General features: G+C 30.2%; 18 protein-coding genes. 7 read left to right on the top strand and 11 right to left on the bottom strand.

Going from position 1 to position 17254, the window contains the following annotated elements:
- The first annotated feature begins 2 nt into the window (after positions 1-2).
- Positions 3-305 (top strand): hypothetical protein, encoded by a 303-nt coding sequence (locus JHL18_RS01330; RefSeq protein WP_200265834.1) that lies wholly within the window; start codon positions 3-5, stop codon positions 303-305.
- Positions 306-739: 434 nt separating this feature from the next.
- Here the strand turns inward: JHL18_RS01330 and JHL18_RS01325 are convergent, their stop codons facing one another.
- Positions 740-1480, bottom strand: coding sequence for a TIGR03915 family putative DNA repair protein (locus JHL18_RS01325; RefSeq protein WP_200265833.1), 741 nt, complete (start codon positions 1478-1480; stop codon positions 740-742).
- Between the two features lie 12 nt (positions 1481-1492).
- Complete coding sequence (locus JHL18_RS01320) at positions 1493-2848, bottom strand: putative DNA modification/repair radical SAM protein (protein ID WP_200265832.1); 1356 nt, start codon at positions 2846-2848, stop codon at positions 1493-1495.
- A gap of 299 nt (positions 2849-3147) precedes the next feature.
- Here JHL18_RS01320 and JHL18_RS01315 point away from each other — a divergent pair, with 299 nt between their 5' ends.
- Positions 3148-4344 (top strand): glycosyltransferase family 4 protein, encoded by a 1197-nt coding sequence (locus tag JHL18_RS01315; RefSeq protein ID WP_200265831.1) that lies wholly within the window; start codon positions 3148-3150, stop codon positions 4342-4344.
- Between the two features lie 113 nt (positions 4345-4457).
- On the opposite strand, the gene JHL18_RS01310 is transcribed toward JHL18_RS01315, so the two are convergent.
- From JHL18_RS01310 to JHL18_RS01290, 5 genes are all read right to left on the bottom strand, one after another.
- Positions 4458-5486, bottom strand: coding sequence for a lysylphosphatidylglycerol synthase transmembrane domain-containing protein (locus tag JHL18_RS01310; protein ID WP_200265830.1), 1029 nt, complete (start codon positions 5484-5486; stop codon positions 4458-4460).
- Positions 5487-6524: a glycosyltransferase family 4 protein gene (locus JHL18_RS01305; protein ID WP_200265829.1), complete on the bottom strand. Its 1038-nt coding sequence runs from the start codon at positions 6522-6524 to the stop codon at positions 5487-5489. It abuts the gene before it with no gap.
- A gap of 366 nt (positions 6525-6890) precedes the next feature.
- The gene (locus tag JHL18_RS01300) at positions 6891-7535 is read right to left on the bottom strand and encodes a hypothetical protein (protein ID WP_200265828.1); all 645 of its coding nucleotides are present in this window, start codon (positions 7533-7535) and stop codon (positions 6891-6893) included.
- 443 nt (positions 7536-7978) lie between these two features.
- The gene (locus tag JHL18_RS01295; RefSeq protein ID WP_200265827.1) at positions 7979-8230 is read right to left on the bottom strand and encodes a TIGR03905 family TSCPD domain-containing protein; all 252 of its coding nucleotides are present in this window, start codon (positions 8228-8230) and stop codon (positions 7979-7981) included.
- Between the two features lie 260 nt (positions 8231-8490).
- On the bottom strand, positions 8491-9021 hold the full coding sequence (locus tag JHL18_RS01290; protein ID WP_200265826.1) for a DUF4364 family protein: 531 nt from the start codon (positions 9019-9021) through the stop codon (positions 8491-8493).
- A gap of 137 nt (positions 9022-9158) precedes the next feature.
- On the opposite strand from JHL18_RS01290, the gene JHL18_RS01285 reads away from it, so the two are divergent.
- Both JHL18_RS01285 and JHL18_RS01280 read left to right on the top strand, forming a co-directional pair.
- A complete protein-coding gene (locus JHL18_RS01285) occupies positions 9159-9911 on the top strand; it encodes a polysaccharide deacetylase family protein (RefSeq protein WP_200265825.1) in 753 nt (250 codons plus the stop codon).
- Between the two features lie 116 nt (positions 9912-10027).
- Positions 10028-10687 carry a single-stranded DNA-binding protein gene (locus JHL18_RS01280; protein WP_183278219.1) on the top strand — a complete coding sequence of 220 codons (660 nt, stop codon included), beginning with the start codon at positions 10028-10030 and terminating at the stop codon, positions 10685-10687.
- A gap of 54 nt (positions 10688-10741) precedes the next feature.
- Here JHL18_RS01280 and dapD read toward each other — a convergent pair whose 3' ends face one another.
- Positions 10742-11452 (bottom strand): 2,3,4,5-tetrahydropyridine-2,6-dicarboxylate N-acetyltransferase, encoded by a 711-nt coding sequence (gene dapD, locus JHL18_RS01275; protein ID WP_200265824.1) that lies wholly within the window; start codon positions 11450-11452, stop codon positions 10742-10744.
- Positions 11453-11933: 481 nt separating this feature from the next.
- On the opposite strand from dapD, the gene cobO reads away from it, so the two are divergent.
- Positions 11934-12473, top strand: a complete 540-nt coding sequence (gene cobO, locus JHL18_RS01270) for a cob(I)yrinic acid a,c-diamide adenosyltransferase (protein ID WP_200265823.1) — start codon at positions 11934-11936, stop codon at positions 12471-12473.
- A gap of 1 nt (position 12474) precedes the next feature.
- Positions 12475-13614: a pyridoxal phosphate-dependent aminotransferase gene (locus JHL18_RS01265; protein ID WP_200265822.1), complete on the top strand. Its 1140-nt coding sequence runs from the start codon at positions 12475-12477 to the stop codon at positions 13612-13614.
- A 154-nt stretch (positions 13615-13768) separates the two neighbouring features.
- Here JHL18_RS01265 and dapB read toward each other — a convergent pair whose 3' ends face one another.
- The 3 genes from dapB to JHL18_RS01250 are packed head-to-tail and all read right to left on the bottom strand — an operon-like array spanning position 13769 to position 16456.
- On the bottom strand, positions 13769-14530 hold the full coding sequence (gene dapB / locus JHL18_RS01260) for a 4-hydroxy-tetrahydrodipicolinate reductase (protein ID WP_200265821.1): 762 nt from the start codon (positions 14528-14530) through the stop codon (positions 13769-13771).
- Between the two features lie 13 nt (positions 14531-14543).
- The gene (dapA, locus tag JHL18_RS01255; protein ID WP_200265820.1) at positions 14544-15425 is read right to left on the bottom strand and encodes a 4-hydroxy-tetrahydrodipicolinate synthase; all 882 of its coding nucleotides are present in this window, start codon (positions 15423-15425) and stop codon (positions 14544-14546) included.
- 41 nt (positions 15426-15466) lie between these two features.
- Positions 15467-16456 (bottom strand): aspartate-semialdehyde dehydrogenase, encoded by a 990-nt coding sequence (locus tag JHL18_RS01250; RefSeq protein WP_200265819.1) that lies wholly within the window; start codon positions 16454-16456, stop codon positions 15467-15469.
- A 423-nt stretch (positions 16457-16879) separates the two neighbouring features.
- Here JHL18_RS01250 and JHL18_RS01245 point away from each other — a divergent pair, with 423 nt between their 5' ends.
- Positions 16880-17131, top strand: a complete 252-nt coding sequence (locus tag JHL18_RS01245; protein WP_183278212.1) for an alpha/beta-type small acid-soluble spore protein — start codon at positions 16880-16882, stop codon at positions 17129-17131.
- Positions 17132-17254: the final 123 nt, after the last annotated feature.

The raw sequence follows: 17254 nt of genomic DNA, 5'->3' as shown, positions 1-17254 counted from the left end.
ACTTGGAAAATAATATTTTAGAAAAAGAAATTATAAATGATACAGAGATAAGGCTGGCTAATAGAAGTAAAGTTCTATATATTATACCATTATTAAGTCTAATTTTCCCTATAGTATCTATTGAGGGGCTAGTACCTTGGGCTGTAGCTATATACTTTTGTTATAAGGGAATCGGGTCTATAAATAAATATGAAAGACCAGTTAAAAGATGTATAGGCTATTTGATTCTTAGTGGAGTGATAGTAGCTTTATATAATGTACTAGTTTATTTTGTAAGTAATTACCTTGTTAAATTGTTAATGTAATCTTATAAAGACATGATAGTTTAATTGAGTGAAAATATATTTATGAAGAGAAACTATATAAAAAAGCTTGAAGAGTATTTGCTTATATGTAAGTTAAGATTCTAAACTAGAAATATAATAAAAATCAGCTTTATAGAAATCCTAAAGGATATTCTTAAAGCTGATTTTTGACATTTTTATTAGATTAAGTTTTAATATTATTTATGAAATTAAGGTGTTAATATGTAGATGCTATATGAGCGAGCAGCTAGAATTAAATGATTTTCGGAGATGAAATAGCGTAAAAAAACTGTATTGTCCGAACGTAGTGAGTTATACAGTTTTAGCTATTTCATTGGAGAAAATCATATTAATTCTTTGCGAAGTTCATTTGAGTATCGGAATAGTGACACCTTAATTTCAATAACATAACTAGCAATACATAATATCACATTTTATTTAACTTCAGTGAGATGAGACCAATATCTTTTAGGCATATGTTGTCTTCTTAGTCTTTCATTTTTTCTTTCTTCTATATTAACTGAGCTATAAAAGGTTTTCCAAAGCTTTTCAAAGTCAGAATCAGCTTTAAGATTTTCTAATTTTAAACCATCTTCCTTAGAAAAATCGATTATGGTTGCTTCTTTCCTATCATAAAAGATAGCTATTTCGCGTTTTGTATCATGGATTATAAAATTCTGATCTGAAAATCTAGCGCTAAAATGATTTATCAAAAGTGGCAGTATGTTATGGTCTGGCTCAATAGAAGCATAATAGGTTAAAGTACCTATCTCTTTGAATCTAACAAAGCCTTTAAATCTATGAGCCTCATAGGAGACTCTTTGATGGTATTTATCAACCTTCATAATGGTATCGTTATTTTTGGCTAGATTTACTTTTACTCCATATGAAAAACATAATCTTAGGTATTCTAAAATTAAATCTTCACTATCTGGATATTCACTAAGATATAGATTATATACATTTTCTAGAGTGCTGGAGCTAAGTTTAAGCTCTATTGAAGTATATACTCTATCATATTTATCTTCTTCTGTAGCAACATCTACACTTTCAGCAAGAAGGCTAGGTGTATAGTTAATATTTCTTTTGATTGTGCATTGTTGCTTACAAGAAAATGCATAAAATATTGAAGTAAGTAAACCTTCGAAGGTACCATCGTAGACAAATTCCTTCATAAAATAGACCTCCTAAATTTCACCAGTTAACGAAGTGGATTTATCGTTAAGTAGTAAAAGTTTTTTACTTGAATTAATTGCACTAAAATCCTTTGGAAGTAAGAACTTTTTATCAATATGATCAAATAAGTTTAATTGTTCTCCTTCTTGCTCTATAATGTTTAAGTCAAATTTAGGAGTAAGTACATCTTTTATCCTTTCTTCATCAAGAGGAACAGAACCAAAATACTTTCCTTTACACGTTATAAAATATTGGGCTCTCTTTAATACAACTCCAAGTTTTTTTAAGTCGTAAAAATTAAGAGAGTTTATCTTTCTCGCACTCATTATTTTTTGCGCACCTCGTATTCCGATGCCAGGGATTCTAATAAGCATTTCATAAGGAGCTCGATTAATTTCAATTGGAAACAAGTGTATATTGTTTAAAGCCCAAAAGGTTTTAGGATCAAAGTTTATATCAAAGTTAGGATTTCTATCAGATAATAGCTCGTCAGCTTTGAAGCCATAAAGTCTTAGAAGCCAATCACCTTGATAAAGTCTATGTTCTCTTAAAGTAGGTGGATTTCTGAGCTCTGGTAGGTTATTCCCCGTATTTACTGGAACATAGGCAGAGTAATAAACTCTTTTTAATGAATATTTATTGTAAAGTCCTTCAGAAAGATTAAGTATATTTAAATCACTTTCTTTAGTAGCACCTACTATAAGCTGTGTACTTTGTCCACCAGGAACAAATAATGGAGCTTTCTTAAAAAATCTATTTTCCGTTTTACTTATTTGGATATTATTTTTAATTAGTTTCATCGGCTGAAGAATAGTTTCTTTTGTTTTTTCTGGTGCTAGAAGCTTTAGAGATTGTGAAGATGGAAGCTCCAAGTTTACACTCATTCTGTCAGCAAAAGAACCAGCCTTTTTTATAAGCTCATCATCTGCTCCAGGAATGGCCTTTAGGTGTATGTACCCTTTAAAACCATGCTCAACTCTAAGTTTTTCAACCACTCTTGTTAAAGTCTCCATAGTGAAATTAGCATTCTTAAAAACTGCAGAGCTTAAAAATAATCCTTCTATATAATTTCTTCTGTAAAAATTCATAGTAAGTTCTACTACTTCATCTGCAGTAAATGCAGCTCTTTCGACATCGTTACTTCTACGGTTTATGCAATAAGCACAATCATAAATGCAGTAGTTGGTTAAGAGTATCTTGAGCAGAGAAATACATCTTCCATCAGGAGTAAAGCTATGACATATCCCTGAGCTAGCTACAGATCCTAAGTCGCCTTTTTTTGAAGATCTATTTGAACCTGAAGATGAGCAAGATACATCATATTTCGCAGCACCACTTAGGATTCTTAGTTTTTCATTTATATCCATATAATCACCATCTTTATGTTAATAAATATATTATAACTAAATAGATTCGATAGAACAAGTGTTCTTGATATGTTTTGCTGAAAAACAATTTTATATACAAATCGAAAATAAAAAGAAAAATATGGGCCTGCCAAGTTTTCCATATATGAATTCGAAAAGGCTTATGCATAAAAAATCACTAAAGAAAGTCACTTCAACGATTTTTTACTCTATTAATGGAAACACTAGTTAATGTTTAGAGGAAATTTGTAGTTTAGAGAAAAGAATGTTTTAAATAGCAGTAACAGGAGGCAAAGCTAATGAAGATTTTAATAACCACAGATACGTATTTCCCAATGGTAAATGGTGTAATAACCTCGGTGAATAATTTATATAATGAATTGATAAGAATGGGGCATAAGGTTAAAATTCTGACTTTATCTCATAATGGCAATGAAGAAATATATGGGGATGTATATTATTTGAAATCTTTTGGAGTAGGGGTTTATCCTGATGCTAGAATTAAATTTCCTTTACAGAATAAGTTAGTAAGCGAAGTTATAAGATGGAATCCAGACATTATTCATTCTCAAACAGAATTTTCTATGATGATGGTATCAAAGTATATTTCAAATAAGTTAGATATTCCGCATATACACACTTATCACACAATGTACGAGGATTATTTATGCTATTTATTAGGTGGAAAACTTATAAATAAAAATACTTCAGCTAAGATAATAAAGCTGTTGTTAAATAGCTTGGATAGTATTATAGCCCCAACTGAAAAGGCTAAAAAATCACTTGTGAGTTATGGAATTAATAAGCCGATTTATGTTATTCCAACAGGGATTGATTTAAGTAAGTTTAAACAGCAAGTGTCAATAGAAGAAAAACAGGAAATTATGAATAAGCTCAATCTTAGAAATGATGATAGAATTGTAGCATATATAGGTAGGATAGGACAGGAAAAAAACATAAGTGAAATAATTTCATTTATGCCTAATATAATGAAAACGAATAAAAACTTGAAACTCCTAGTTGTAGGTGGTGGACCATATTTAGATAGCTTAAAAAATCAAGTAGTTAATAAAAAGATAGAGGATAGAGTTATATTTACTGGAATGGTAAATTCAAATGAGGTATATAAATACTATAAAATAGCTGAAATATTTGTTACAGCATCAACTAGTGAAACTCAAGGACTAACTTATCTTGAAGCCTTAACTAGTGGGTGTCCAGTGGTATGCAAATATGATCCCTGTATAGATGGAGTTATTGATGAAGGGAAAAATGGTTATACATATAATGATGAGTTGGAATTTGAAAAATATCTTGATAGAATTTTAAAGGATGATTCTTTGAGGGGTGATATGAAAAAGTATGCTGAAATTAAATCCAATGAATATTCAAGTGAAATTTTCGCAAGCAAAGTTTTAGAAAAATATATTAGCGCAATAAATAGAAGTGAAGAAATAGGATTAGATGTAGGTGCTTTGATAAATCATAAAACTTAATATAATAAGACTCTAGAAGCAAATAAAAGAATTTATAGAGTAGATTACTTTAAATACAATTATGCTTAAAGTATAAGTCTATAAGTAAAAACTAGTATAATCTATTAATTATACTAGTTTTTATTCATGTTTCTACTTGAGTTACTATTTGGAAGGAGTAAAGTAAATATACTACCAATTGCAATTGAAGAGTAGTATGTGATTAATCTCCATAAGAAAATAGCAGTTATGATGGTTCCGGACTTGAAGAATAAACCATATATAAGATAAAAACCACCTTCAGCCCCTCCTTCAGCGCCAGGAAGAGGTATTATAGCCATGAAGTTTACCAAGAAAACTTGAGCTGCTACCATTGTGAATATATCAGAATAATTAAAGCCAAAGCCTCTATAAATGCAATAAGGTATACTAAAGTATGCTAACCACTGCAGAAGTGTGAGGATAGATGAATAAAGGCATAATTTTTTATATTTGATAATCATGAAAACAGTTTTATGAAAAGTCTTTAACTCAGTTTCTAATTGTTTATAAGTTTCTTCCGGATTCTTCAGTAATTTAACTTTTTTAAGTAGATTTAGACAATAAATTACTATGGTACTTGTTAATTTTTTGTTTAATAAAAATAATGTTGCTATTATCATAATCATTACATGAACCACAAGGCCAGATATACAAAAATATAAGAAATATGGCACTTTTGAATAGAAATATTTAAACTTAAATAATATTGCTAAAACTAAAATAATAATATTTATAACTTGGTGAATCATAAACTTAATCATTAATATAGAAACACCAGTCCCACCAGAAATTCCACTTTCACTCATTTCATATAATTGTGCAGGATGACTAGCAGCTGCAAAGGGAGTAATGGCTCCAAAAAATTGACCAATGATTTCGAATCTTAAACATTTTACAAACAAGTTATTTATCCTATGAAATTGCCTAATTATTACGTATAATACCAACGTCTCGAAAAACAAAAACATAATCATCATAAGAGCTGATAATATAATCCAGCTGGTACTTAAGGTTCTTATTTCATTAATTAATGTTTTAAGACCTTTGGTAAAAAGAAAAAATGATAGGAAAATACAAATAGATACGACTACAATGATTATGTTTAATATCTTACTTTTCATTTAACTTCTCCTGAGCTTCTTGTTATAAATTTCATCATAAAACTGTTTCCACATTTGCAATACATAGTCTTTAGAATAAAAATCATGGCACTTAGCTGAATTATCACACCAAAGTTGATAGTTTTCATTCTTATTTTGAATAGATCCTATTATGTTAGTGAACTCTGCGTTACTATTTCCTTTTAAATAACTATCAAATAGAATGTTCTTATATATATCTAAATCTCGTAAAAGTATAGGCGTTTTTAATGCCATAGCCTCTAGAATTGACATAGGAAAAAGTTCATTATATGATGGCAAGAACATTAAATCACAAATATTATAAATATCATTCATCTTGCTTCTTTCCACTATACCTAAAAATTTAACATTAGAAGGTGGATTTTCAATGACCTTTTTTAACTCTTTATAACCATCAGTTATTGAACCAAAGGAAAAGCCACCAGCCCATATAAACTGTATATCAGGAAGGGTTTTGGCAACTTCGATAAAATCCATTACACCTTTTCTAGTTTGAACTTGCCCAACTCCTAAAACAACGAATTTATCTAAAGGAATTTCGTATGAACTCCTTATATTCTTGATTTTAGAAGCCTCATATCTATAAAAATTATCTTCTGACACAAAGTTTGGAATATAGGTTACCTTATGTTCATCAATTTTATAACTTTTTAGCACATCTATAAAATAAGGATTAACTACCACTAAATGGTCAACACTCCTGTAGAACCAAATCATATATTTATAAAATATCTTTTTTATAAATGAAGGTAGTTTTAGGCTTTCTTCTATGGTTTCTGGAACAAAATGTACATATGCCACGCTTGTTCCTAGAAGTTTTGCTAGTGGAATACTTAGAAAAAATTTGAAATCAATTGTATGATAGTGCATTATATCACAAAAGAATATGTTATTTACCTTTACTTTATAGTTTTCTGTAAGTCCTTGTCTTACTAGATTTACTTGTTCAATGTAGGCAGACATAACTCCTTGGCCTTTTACCTTTTCAGCAGAGGAGAGCATATTAATAGTAGGCATGAAGGTTCCTCCTTTAAAAGTTATTAAATTACTTTCATGCTTAGTTTTTGTAAATTTTAATTACATATTCTTGATTACACTATTTAATATAAAAATATATAGATATGAAGATGCCCTTGTACATATGGATAATAAATTTAGATATAAAAGATAAAAAATACGTGAAGAAACTGCCCATGATATACCGAAGTAACATGAGCAGTTTTATAGAGTATGTGTTTATACATCTTTTATATTATTAGTTATTAACTATTTAACTTGAAAGTGATAATTTAATAAAAGTTAAATTAATTGGTTATATCAGAGAAACTCATTGAAGCATCATATGTATGGAAACTTCAATTGGGATTTCAAAAAACAATTTATTTAAGTAAAATATGCCAATCTTATTATGTCCTTAGGTCGTCTGTTATTCCAAAGTAAATCTAAATCAATTTCGTGAAATTCTCCGTAAGTTGAAACTGAAATATAATACTTGCTATTATTAGAGTCAAAACGCAAATTTGTTATTGTCATCCAATGCCAAGTATAATCTTCTAGTTCCTTTACTGGATGTTTAAGTACTAAAATAGCAACTGGCAACTTAAGGTGAAGGGCTTCTAGGATAAAGTCCATAGCTTCTTGCATGTTTGCTTGTTCGTCTAATATATGGGGAACCAATGATACGCCCCTGCTTTCACTAAAAGCTAAAATGTTATCGCTAAATTGAGTTACAGAAGTAAGTCCAAACATACCTGGAACTACAAATTTTCGGACTTCTATCATATGTTCTATAAAATCTTGCTTATTTATAATATCCTTGTATGGATAAAGAGTGCTAAACTTATCAGGAGCTAACTTGGATAGGTAGGCAGTTATATTAGCTGCAGCAACAGGGCCGCAACCGCTTAATTGGTGATGCTTTTTAGGGAACCAATGCTGACTTCCACCATAATGTATGTTGTCAAAATCGTAAATTGAAAGTTTTATTTCTACAAGTTCAGGGTGATTTTTTGTATTAAAGTCTTCCATGGCTACCACCTTTCTGCATAATATTCATTACTTTTTAAAAATATATAAGTCTTGCAATTGGTTTTATTAAGATAGCATGTACTATTAAAATTAAAGCTATTAAGTATATTACAAAAAAATATCTTAAAATCAAAATATAAATTAGCTAGTATTAATACTATACTATATTTTTATACCATAGAAAAGTCTAAAAATATTTAAGTTAGTTTGATATATACTTCATCGGGTTTATTTATATTTTTTAATATATATTAAAAAATAAAACTTATCAACTTGTAAGATTTCTCATATATGCGGAAAGGGTAATGTACCCAAAAACATTTTAGTAATTTTTTTATTAAAATAGAAGCTAAGACATGGATATGTTATGTGAACCTCGAATATAAAAAAAGCATGAAGGATATAAGATATCTTTTCATGCTTTTCTTTAGCTGACTATATAATTAAACAGTGGTGCTTAAATATTCTTCTAAGGCTTTCGACAATTGGTCTGGACATGAAGTGCCCTTAGTACCGCAAGTAATGCCTCTTAACTTGTTCATAGCATCATTAACTTCCATACCTTCGATAAGTGAAGATATTCCTTTTAGGTTACCATTGCAACCACCTACAAAGTTTACACTAGATATTTTGTTGTCAACTATTTCAAAACTAACTTCTTTTGCACACACGTTAGATGTTTTGTATGAGTTCATTTAAGGCTTCCCCCTCTTAATTTTGATTTTATTTGAACATAATCTGTAGAAATTATATCCAATCTCATTCTAAAGTAATTATACTACATTACTAGGTTTTATTAAAGAGTCATTAATCATTAGGAGTAATTTCTTAAATTGTAAGCTTATAATTTTTTCGTTTTTTTGTATAAATGGACTACACAGTAAAAAAATATACATGCGTAATAACAATCTTAATAAGAGTGTTTTTAGCATGCATTTTACGTGTATCAAATTTCTTAATTATCTTCTATGAGTACGTTGATTATATTATTGTAGATTGTGGAAGGATTTTCTTTCCACTTGCTACACAATGCAACGGCTTGTTTTTTTGAAGCTACACTTACCTTTAACTCCATCAACAAACTATCATCTTCCACTGCTTTTAAATTAACTATAAAGGTATTATTTTGGTCTGGTGTATAATCTGCAGATATAGTGAGTTCTCTTTTTATCTTTTCTATACTTGATTTTAGATAATCATCTATTACGTTTAATCGCTGAGGAGAAATTCTATCCTTAAATAAAGTTAAAACTTTATTCCCTACATCCGTAATATATAACAGTTTCTTTTCATTTGTATCTTCATATTTAATAAAACCCGAAGAGATAAGCTCTGTAAGATACTGTTGAAGGAAAAAGTAATTAATGAAACTATTTTCTAAAACAATTTCAGTTAATTGGGCATTAGATATTGGATACTTAATAGATTTAATTATATATAAAAGCAGAAGCTTGTTTTCCGCTAGTTCTAATGTGTTATCATTCATACGTTTATCCTCCCACTCACCAGTATAGCTTTATTATAGCATAAAACTTAACTATTTCTCTATGAAAATTTTTATTGTCATTATTTAATAACTTACTGAATATTATTTTAAAGAGACTTCATTGTGGAGGAGTTCATTTGAGAAAAAATAAAAAAATTATATTTTTGATTGTAGTACTAATATTTGTTACAACAGCAATTGCTTCAAGAGTAGTGAATGCTTGGATGGTAAAAAAGTCCCTGCCTATATATTCTGTTGATACTGAGGATAAGAAGATTTCTATAACCTTTGATATCAATTGGACAGATGAGGATAACCTTGGAAGTATATTAGACATAATGAAGGAATATAATGTAAAAGGTACATTTTTCATCATGGGAGGCTGGGTAAATTCAAATGAAGAAAATGTAGAGAAACTTAAACAAATAAAGGAAGGGGGGAATGAAATAGCCAATCATAGCTATATACATCCAGATTTCATTAAGATATCAACTGATAGGATGATTTCTGAAATAAAAAAGACCGAAGATATTATATATAATAATACTGGCTATAAGACCAAGCTTTTTAGGTGTCCAAGCGGTTCTTATAATGATACTGTGGTAAATACAGTTAAAAATATGGGGTACTATTGTATACAATGGGACGTTGATAGTGTTGATTGGAAAAATAAAGGAGCAGATGAAGAGTATGAAAGGGTAATAAAAAATGTAAAACCAGGATCCATAATACTTTTCCATAATAACGGAAAGTATACTCCTGAAAATCTTAAAAGAATTTTTAAGAAATTGAAGGATGAAGGTTATGAATTTGTACCTGTAGGTGACCTTATTTATAAGGATAATTTTGATGTGGACAACGATGGTAAACAACATAAAGTTAACCAATAAAAAAACATATTGTAAAAAAGGCATTAAATGTATTATAATGGAAATAAGTTGTTTTCTAATTTATACTTTATAACAAAAAATAAAAATTTTAAAAAACGAGGGAGAGAGGGGTTTAAATGGATAATTTAATGTTAAATAATAAAATTTACCTTGAGGGAACTGTTGCTTCAGGATTGGATTTTAGCCACGAAATGTATGGGGAGAAGTTCCTTACTTTTTCTTTAGAGGTAATGAGACTAAGTGATTCAAAGGATATGTTAAACATTACAATATCTGAAAGATTACTTACTAGTTTTGATTTAAGCATAGGTACTGATATAATTGTTGAAGGACAATTGAGGTCTTATAATAAATTTGTAGATGGAGCTAACAAGCTTATATTGACAGTTTTTGCTCGTGACATTAGACCATGCGATGAAAGAAGCAAAAACCCAAATGAAATTTTTTTAGACGGGTATATATGTAAGGAACCAGTATATAGGACAACTCCTTTTGGCAGAGAGATTGCTGATGTACTGCTTGCTGTAAACAGAGCTTACAACAAATCCGACTATATACCTACAATAGCATGGGGAAGAAACTCTAGATTCTGCCAAACTTTAAGCGTTGGAGACAATATTAGAATATGGGGAAGACTTCAAAGCAGAGAATATCAAAAAAAGGTTTCTGATGAAGAAGTAATTAGAAAAGTAGCTTACGAAGTTTCCATTTCAAAGATGGAAAGAGTAAATGGGGAAAATGAATTAGTAGATGATGATCAAATAGGTGCAGTTTAAAAGCTGATTTGAACATATTAAAAGGGCGAATATTTCGCCCTTATTTTTTTATTATTATTTTCTTAAATCGTCAAGTATTTTAGTCTTATCTTTTGTCTTATCATCAACTCTTTTAATTATCTTTGCAGGAGTTCCAGCAACAACAACTCCTGATGGAACGTCGTCTACTACAACTGATCCGGCTGCAACAACTGATCCAGCACCAACTTTTACTCCTTCAAGGATAACTGAGTTTGCACCGATAAGAACATCATCTTCTATTATACAAGGGCTTTTGCTAGGTGGTTCTAAAACACCAGCTACAACAGCTCCTGCACCAAGGTGAACTCTCTTTCCTAGCTTTCCTCTAGCACCTACTACTGCGTTCATATCCACCATAGTAGCTTCGCCTATTTCAGCTCCTATATTAATTACTGCCCCCATCATTATTACAGCATTTTTTTCTATTGTAACCTTATCTCTTATAATTGCACCTGGTTCAATTCTAGCATCTATATCAAGTAAGTTTAGCATAGGAATTGCTGAGTTTCTTCTATCATTTTCAACTCTAAAATGTTTTACTTTATGTTTATTATCAAGAATCACTTTTGTTATGTCGTCACTTTCTCCGAAAAGCACGTAGAAATTGTCAGAGCCATACCATTCGATATTTTTCATGTCGCTATCTTTTAAATCTCCATTAACGTAAACTTTTACTGGAGTTGATTTCTTTGATTCTTTTATAAATCTAGCTATTTCATATGGATCAGTAAAATTATAACTCATTATATCATCCTTTCCTCTATTGCGTAGTTATGTAATATGCAATAAGATAATTATAATAAAACTTAACTGATTATGAAAGGGGTAAGGAGAAAAAATTCATTTTTTATAAAATATTATGGCGAAATTGCCTTAGCTTATGTAAAATATAGTTTATAAGATTTTTAATTAATAATACATTTTTTTATCGTTTTAGTAATGTATTATGATTATATATAAGATATGAAAATTAGAAAAATCCTTGTATAATTGCTGATTTGCAGGGTGTGTCAAAAGTATTTTATATAACTGAAATATAAATAAAGGTCATAATAGCTATGGTTAGATATACTAGTATTTTTTATTTAAAAACTTATTTGTTTATACATATTAGATGTATTTTTATGCAATCCGGAAGAATAAATATGTATATTATATAATGGTGAGATGAACTAAGAATGAGTTTGTTTTCCTTGATTTAAAATCCAAAAAGGAGTGATAATTGATGGCGAAGTTAGAAAAAGGGTATGTTCAGATATATACAGGCAATGGAAAAGGAAAGACTACCGCGGCGTTAGGATTAGCTTTCAGAGCCGTTGGTGATGGAATGAAGGTAATAATGGTTCAATTTTTAAAGAGTAATAAAACTGGTGAACTTAATTCTTCAGAATTCCATGCACCTAATTTTAACATATATAGATTTGAAAAAAGAAGAGGCTTTGTATGGACTTTAAATGATCAAGAAAAACTTGAACTTAAGAGTGAAATACTGCAGGCATATAACTTTGTTGTAGAGGTAATAAAAGAAAGAAAATGTGATATATTGATATTAGATGAGATAATGGCTGCTATTTATAATAACTTTTTAGAAGTTTCAATGGTTACAGACCTTATAGATATCAAGCCTGATGATATGGAATTAATTTTAACAGGCAGAAATGCTCCGAAAGAATTAATTGAAAGAGCAGATTTAGTAACTGAAATGAAGGATATTAAGCACTACTATGAAAAAGGGGTAGCAGCAAGAGAGGGGATAGAATACTAATATGAATAGTAATGTAAATAAGATAGAGCTTTCAGGTATAAGGAAATTTTCTAATAAGGTTGCGAAAATACAAGGTGCTATATCACTTACCCTTGGACAGCCGGATTTTCCAGTGCCTAAGAAGATTAAAGAAGCTATGATAGAAGCTTTAGAGCAAGGGAAAACCACATATACATCAAATGCAGGATTAGAGCAATTAAGAACTGAGATAAGTAGATATTTAGGTAGCTTTGGAATTGATTATGACAAAGAAGAAGTTTGTGTAACAGCAGGAGGTAGTGAAGCCCTCTTTACAGTGTTTACCACACTGATAGACAAAGGAGAGAAAGTACTTATCCCTACTCCAGCATATCCTGCTTACGAAAACTGCGTTAAGCTTGTAGGTGGAGAAGTAGTTAACTATAAATTGAATAAGGACTTCTCTTTAAATATAGACTTTTTAGAGGAAGCTATACAAGATAGTGGATCAAGATATCTTTTATTATCTTTTCCTACAAATCCTACAGGTGCAATACTTGAGGAGAACCAGTTAGGTGAGCTTAAAGAGCTTATATTAAAATATGACCTTACTGTAATAACAGATGAGATGTATAGTGCTCTTTGCTACGGCAAATATCACTCAATAGGCCAAGTTAAGGAGCTTAAAGATAGGATTATATTCATTGGTGGATTTTCTAAAATCTTTTCAATGACAGGATTAAGATTAGGTTATTTCTGTTTAAATAAAGATATAATGGATGACTTTATGAAGGTACATCAATATAATGTTTCTTGTGCCACATCAATATCTCAATATGGTGCATATGTAGGACTAAGAGAGTGCCTTAACGATGTTGAATATATGAAATCTCAATTTATTAAAAGAAGAGATTATGTATATAATAGGCTTAAAGATATGGGCTTTGAGGTGGAATTGCCTAAGGGGGCATTTTATATATTTCCATCAATAAAGAAATTCAATAAAAGTTCTGAGGAATTTTGTGAAATGTTACTAGAGAAAAAGAAAGTAGCTTGTGTTCCGGGAAGTGCATTTGGTGAAGGTGGAGAAGGTTTTATGAGAATTTCTTATTGCTATAGTAATGAGGAATTAGAGAGAGCTTTAGATCTGATTGAAGAGTTTATAAATGAACTTGAAAAATAAAGCTAGTTTGGGTTTTGGAAATAGGCGCACTTAATTTCAACGATATTTTAAATATAGCCCAAAAACATTAAAAAGGCTGTAGTAGATTTTTAGTCTACTACAGCCTTTTTAATGTTTAACTGAACACAAAATTATGATTTGGAAAAGTAATATTTTAGAATGATATATTTAATACATCTTCCATATCATAATGTCCTGGTTTTGAGATTTTTCCCATGTAAGCACTTGCTTTTAAAGCGCCTACAGCGAAAACTTCTCTTGAAATAGCTTTATGAGTTATTTCAATAACTTCACCATCTCCGGCAAAAATAACATCATGATCTCCAACAATACTTCCACCACGTATTGCGTGGATACCAATCTCTTTATGCTCTCTTTTTGCAATTCCTTCTCTTCCATATATGAAGTGAGTATCTTCTTCAATTGAGTTCTTTATGGTTTCGGCAAGCATTACTGCAGTGCCAGAAGGAGCATCCACTTTTTGATTATGATGCTTTTCTATAACTTCAATATCAAAGTTTTCATATAGGACAGGTGATATTTTTCTAAGAAGCATGTTTACAAGGTTTACTCCAACACTCATGTTGGCAGATCTGAATACAGGAAGCACCTTTGATTTTTCTTCAATTAAAGCCAAGTCCTCGGCAGTATAGCCAGTAGAGCAAAGAACCACTGGTTTACTATTTTTTTCTGAAAAAGTTAGTATTGGTCTTAGTGAGTCTGGTCTTGAAAAATCAAGTAATACATCGTATTCTATAGTGCACTCATTTAAGTCACTAAAAATAGGATAGCTTCTGTCGCCTTTTGGAAATTTATCTATTCCAGCTACTATTTGAAGATTTTCATCTTTTTCTACAAGATTTGAGATAACGGTGCCCATCTTTCCACAGCAACCGTTCAATATTATTTTTGTCATAGCTTTACCTCCATTACTTTATAAGATTATGCTTTCTTAAAACATTGCTTAATTTATCAAGATTTTCGCCTTCCATTTTGTAAAGAGGTAATCTTAGAGGTCCAACATTGCAATTCATTAGATTTAAAGCTGTCTTTACTGGAATTGGGTTAGGTTCGATAAATAAGGTGTTTGCGAGTTCCAAAGTGCCTATTTGAAGAGCTAAAGCTTCCTTTATTTCTCCTGCTAAGAAAAACTCACACATATCATGAACCTCTTTAGGAATAACATTTGCAAGCACTGATATTACACCTATTCCACCTAAAGATAGTATAGGGATTATTTGGTCATCGTTGCCAGAATATATATCTATTTTATCACCACAGATAGACTTTATTTTTGCTATTTGACTTAAATCTCCGCTTGCTTCTTTAACTGCTACTACATTTTTTAGTTCAGTAAGCTTTAAAAGAACATCTGGGCTTATATTTACATTTGTTCTAGCTGGTACATTATAAAGCACAATTGGTGTATTTACAGCATTATCTATAGCTTTAAAATGTTCTATTAGTCCTCTTTGAGATGTCTTATTATAGTAAGGAGTTATTATTAAAAGTCCATCAACTCCGATACTTTCAGCCCATTTGCTCATTTCGATAGAGTAGGCAGTATTATTTGTTCCTGTACCTGCAATTACTGGTATTCTCTTTTTAACTACATCTACAGTAAACTTTATAGTTTCCTTCTTCTCACTTTCAGTCATAGTTGAAGCTTCACCTGTAGTGCCACATACAACTATTGCATCAGTTTTATTTGCAATATGCCATTCAAGAAGTTCTTCTAATTTTTTAAAATCAACTCCATTTTCCGTAAAAGGAGTAACTATGGCAACACCAGATCCTTTAAATAAAGACATAATTATACCTCCATGCCCAATAAATTAATTTTATCTTATAATTATTTGTTTTTAATCATTATCTCAGCAATTTGAACTGCATTTAAAGCAGCACCTTTTCTTATGTTGTCAGCTACAACCCAAAGATTTAAACCGTTATCTAAACTGAAATCTCTTCTGATTCTACCAACATAAACATCATCCTTACCGTCTACGTATAATGGTGTTGGATACTTTGTATTCTTAATATCATCATATACAACTACGCCTTGAGAGTTTCCAAGTAAAGTAAGAACATCTTCAATATTAAACTCTTTTAAAAGTTCAACATTAATGCTTTCGCTATGGCTGTTTAGTACTGGAACTCTTGCTGTTGTAGCAGTGATTTTTAAATCATCATTATGGAGAATTTTCCTTGTTTCAAGTATCATTTTTATTTCTTCCTTAGTGTATCCATCTTCAGTGAACACATCGATATGAGGAAGTATATTTCCTGCTATAGGATAAGGAAATTTCTTTGGTGCTTCTCCTTTAACTCCATCTTGAAGATCTAAGATTCCTTGAAGACCTGCACCTGACACAGCTTGATAAGTAGAATATACTATTCTCTTTATTCCATAATTATCATAGAGTGGCTTTAAAGCAACCACTGCTTGGATAGTAGAGCAGTTAGGATTTGCAATTATTCCGTTATGCCAAGATATATCTTCTGGATTAACTTCAGGAACTACAAGAGGAACTTTAGGGTCCATTCTCCACGCACTACTATTATCTATAACAACTGCACCTATTTCTGCGAATTTAGGAGCAAACTGAAGGCTTGCGTCTCCACCAGCAGAAAATAATGCAAAATCAATTTTCTTAGATTTAATATTCTCATCACATAATTCTTCAACTACATAATCAATATCTTTAAATTTCATAGTCTTGCCTGCAGATCTTTTTGATGCAAACAAGTACAGGTCTTTGATTGGAAAATTCCTCTCTGCAAGTATTTCAATAAATTTTCTTCCAACATTACCTGTTGCCCCAACAATTGCTACATTAAACAAAACAATCCCTCCTAAGTTTTTTTACATTTATGCATAAATATAAATTAGGTCTATTATATCACAACCTTAATGTTACATTAAATTAATTATACACTATAATTTATGACGAAGATGAAATTTTTTGAATTTTAAATTTTAATTTTCGCATAATATATGTATGTAACATCATAATAAAAAGTATATTTTAAAATCATATTCAAGATTCTTAAGAATACTTGGTTTAGTATAGATGGTTCAGTAAAAATAAGCTGAAAAAATATATGCAGTAGTATCTTCAAAAATATTCAAATGTGAATAAATAAAAAGCAGTAGTGATATTCAAAATAATAACTATAGTTATTATTTTCACTAAATTATAGTAGGGGTATAACTGTAAATTGATATGGCAATAATAGAAAAAAATAAGAAAAAGGAGACTTTCTTATGAGTAAAACACCATTAAAAAAGATAATAAAATCTAAAATCAAATCAAATAGAGAGCTTTCTGATGCTGAAAAGCTTAGAGAGTCTATGAAATATGAAATCGCAGAAGAATTAGGACTTAAAGATAAAGTTGATTCAGAAGGCTGGGGAGGACTTACAGCAGAAGAAACCGGAAGAATAGGCGGCATAATGACTAAAAGAAAAAAGAATCTTAAAATACCTAGTAATGATGAAATTTTAGGGAGAAAGTAATAAGAAGTTCATATGGCGAAACTCTATATAGATGTACCATTTCGTATTAAAACTTATATTTTAAAAATCTCTAATTTTAAAAACTTTAGAGTTTTTAAAATATACATGAGTCGAATTGGTACA

The sequence above is a fragment of the Clostridium yunnanense genome (genome assembly GCF_016595795.1).
Lineage (GTDB): Bacteria > Bacillota > Clostridia > Clostridiales > Clostridiaceae > Clostridium_AR > Clostridium_AR yunnanense.
Note: the sequence above shows the minus strand (reverse complement) of the source record. Positions and strands in the feature narration are given on the sequence as shown.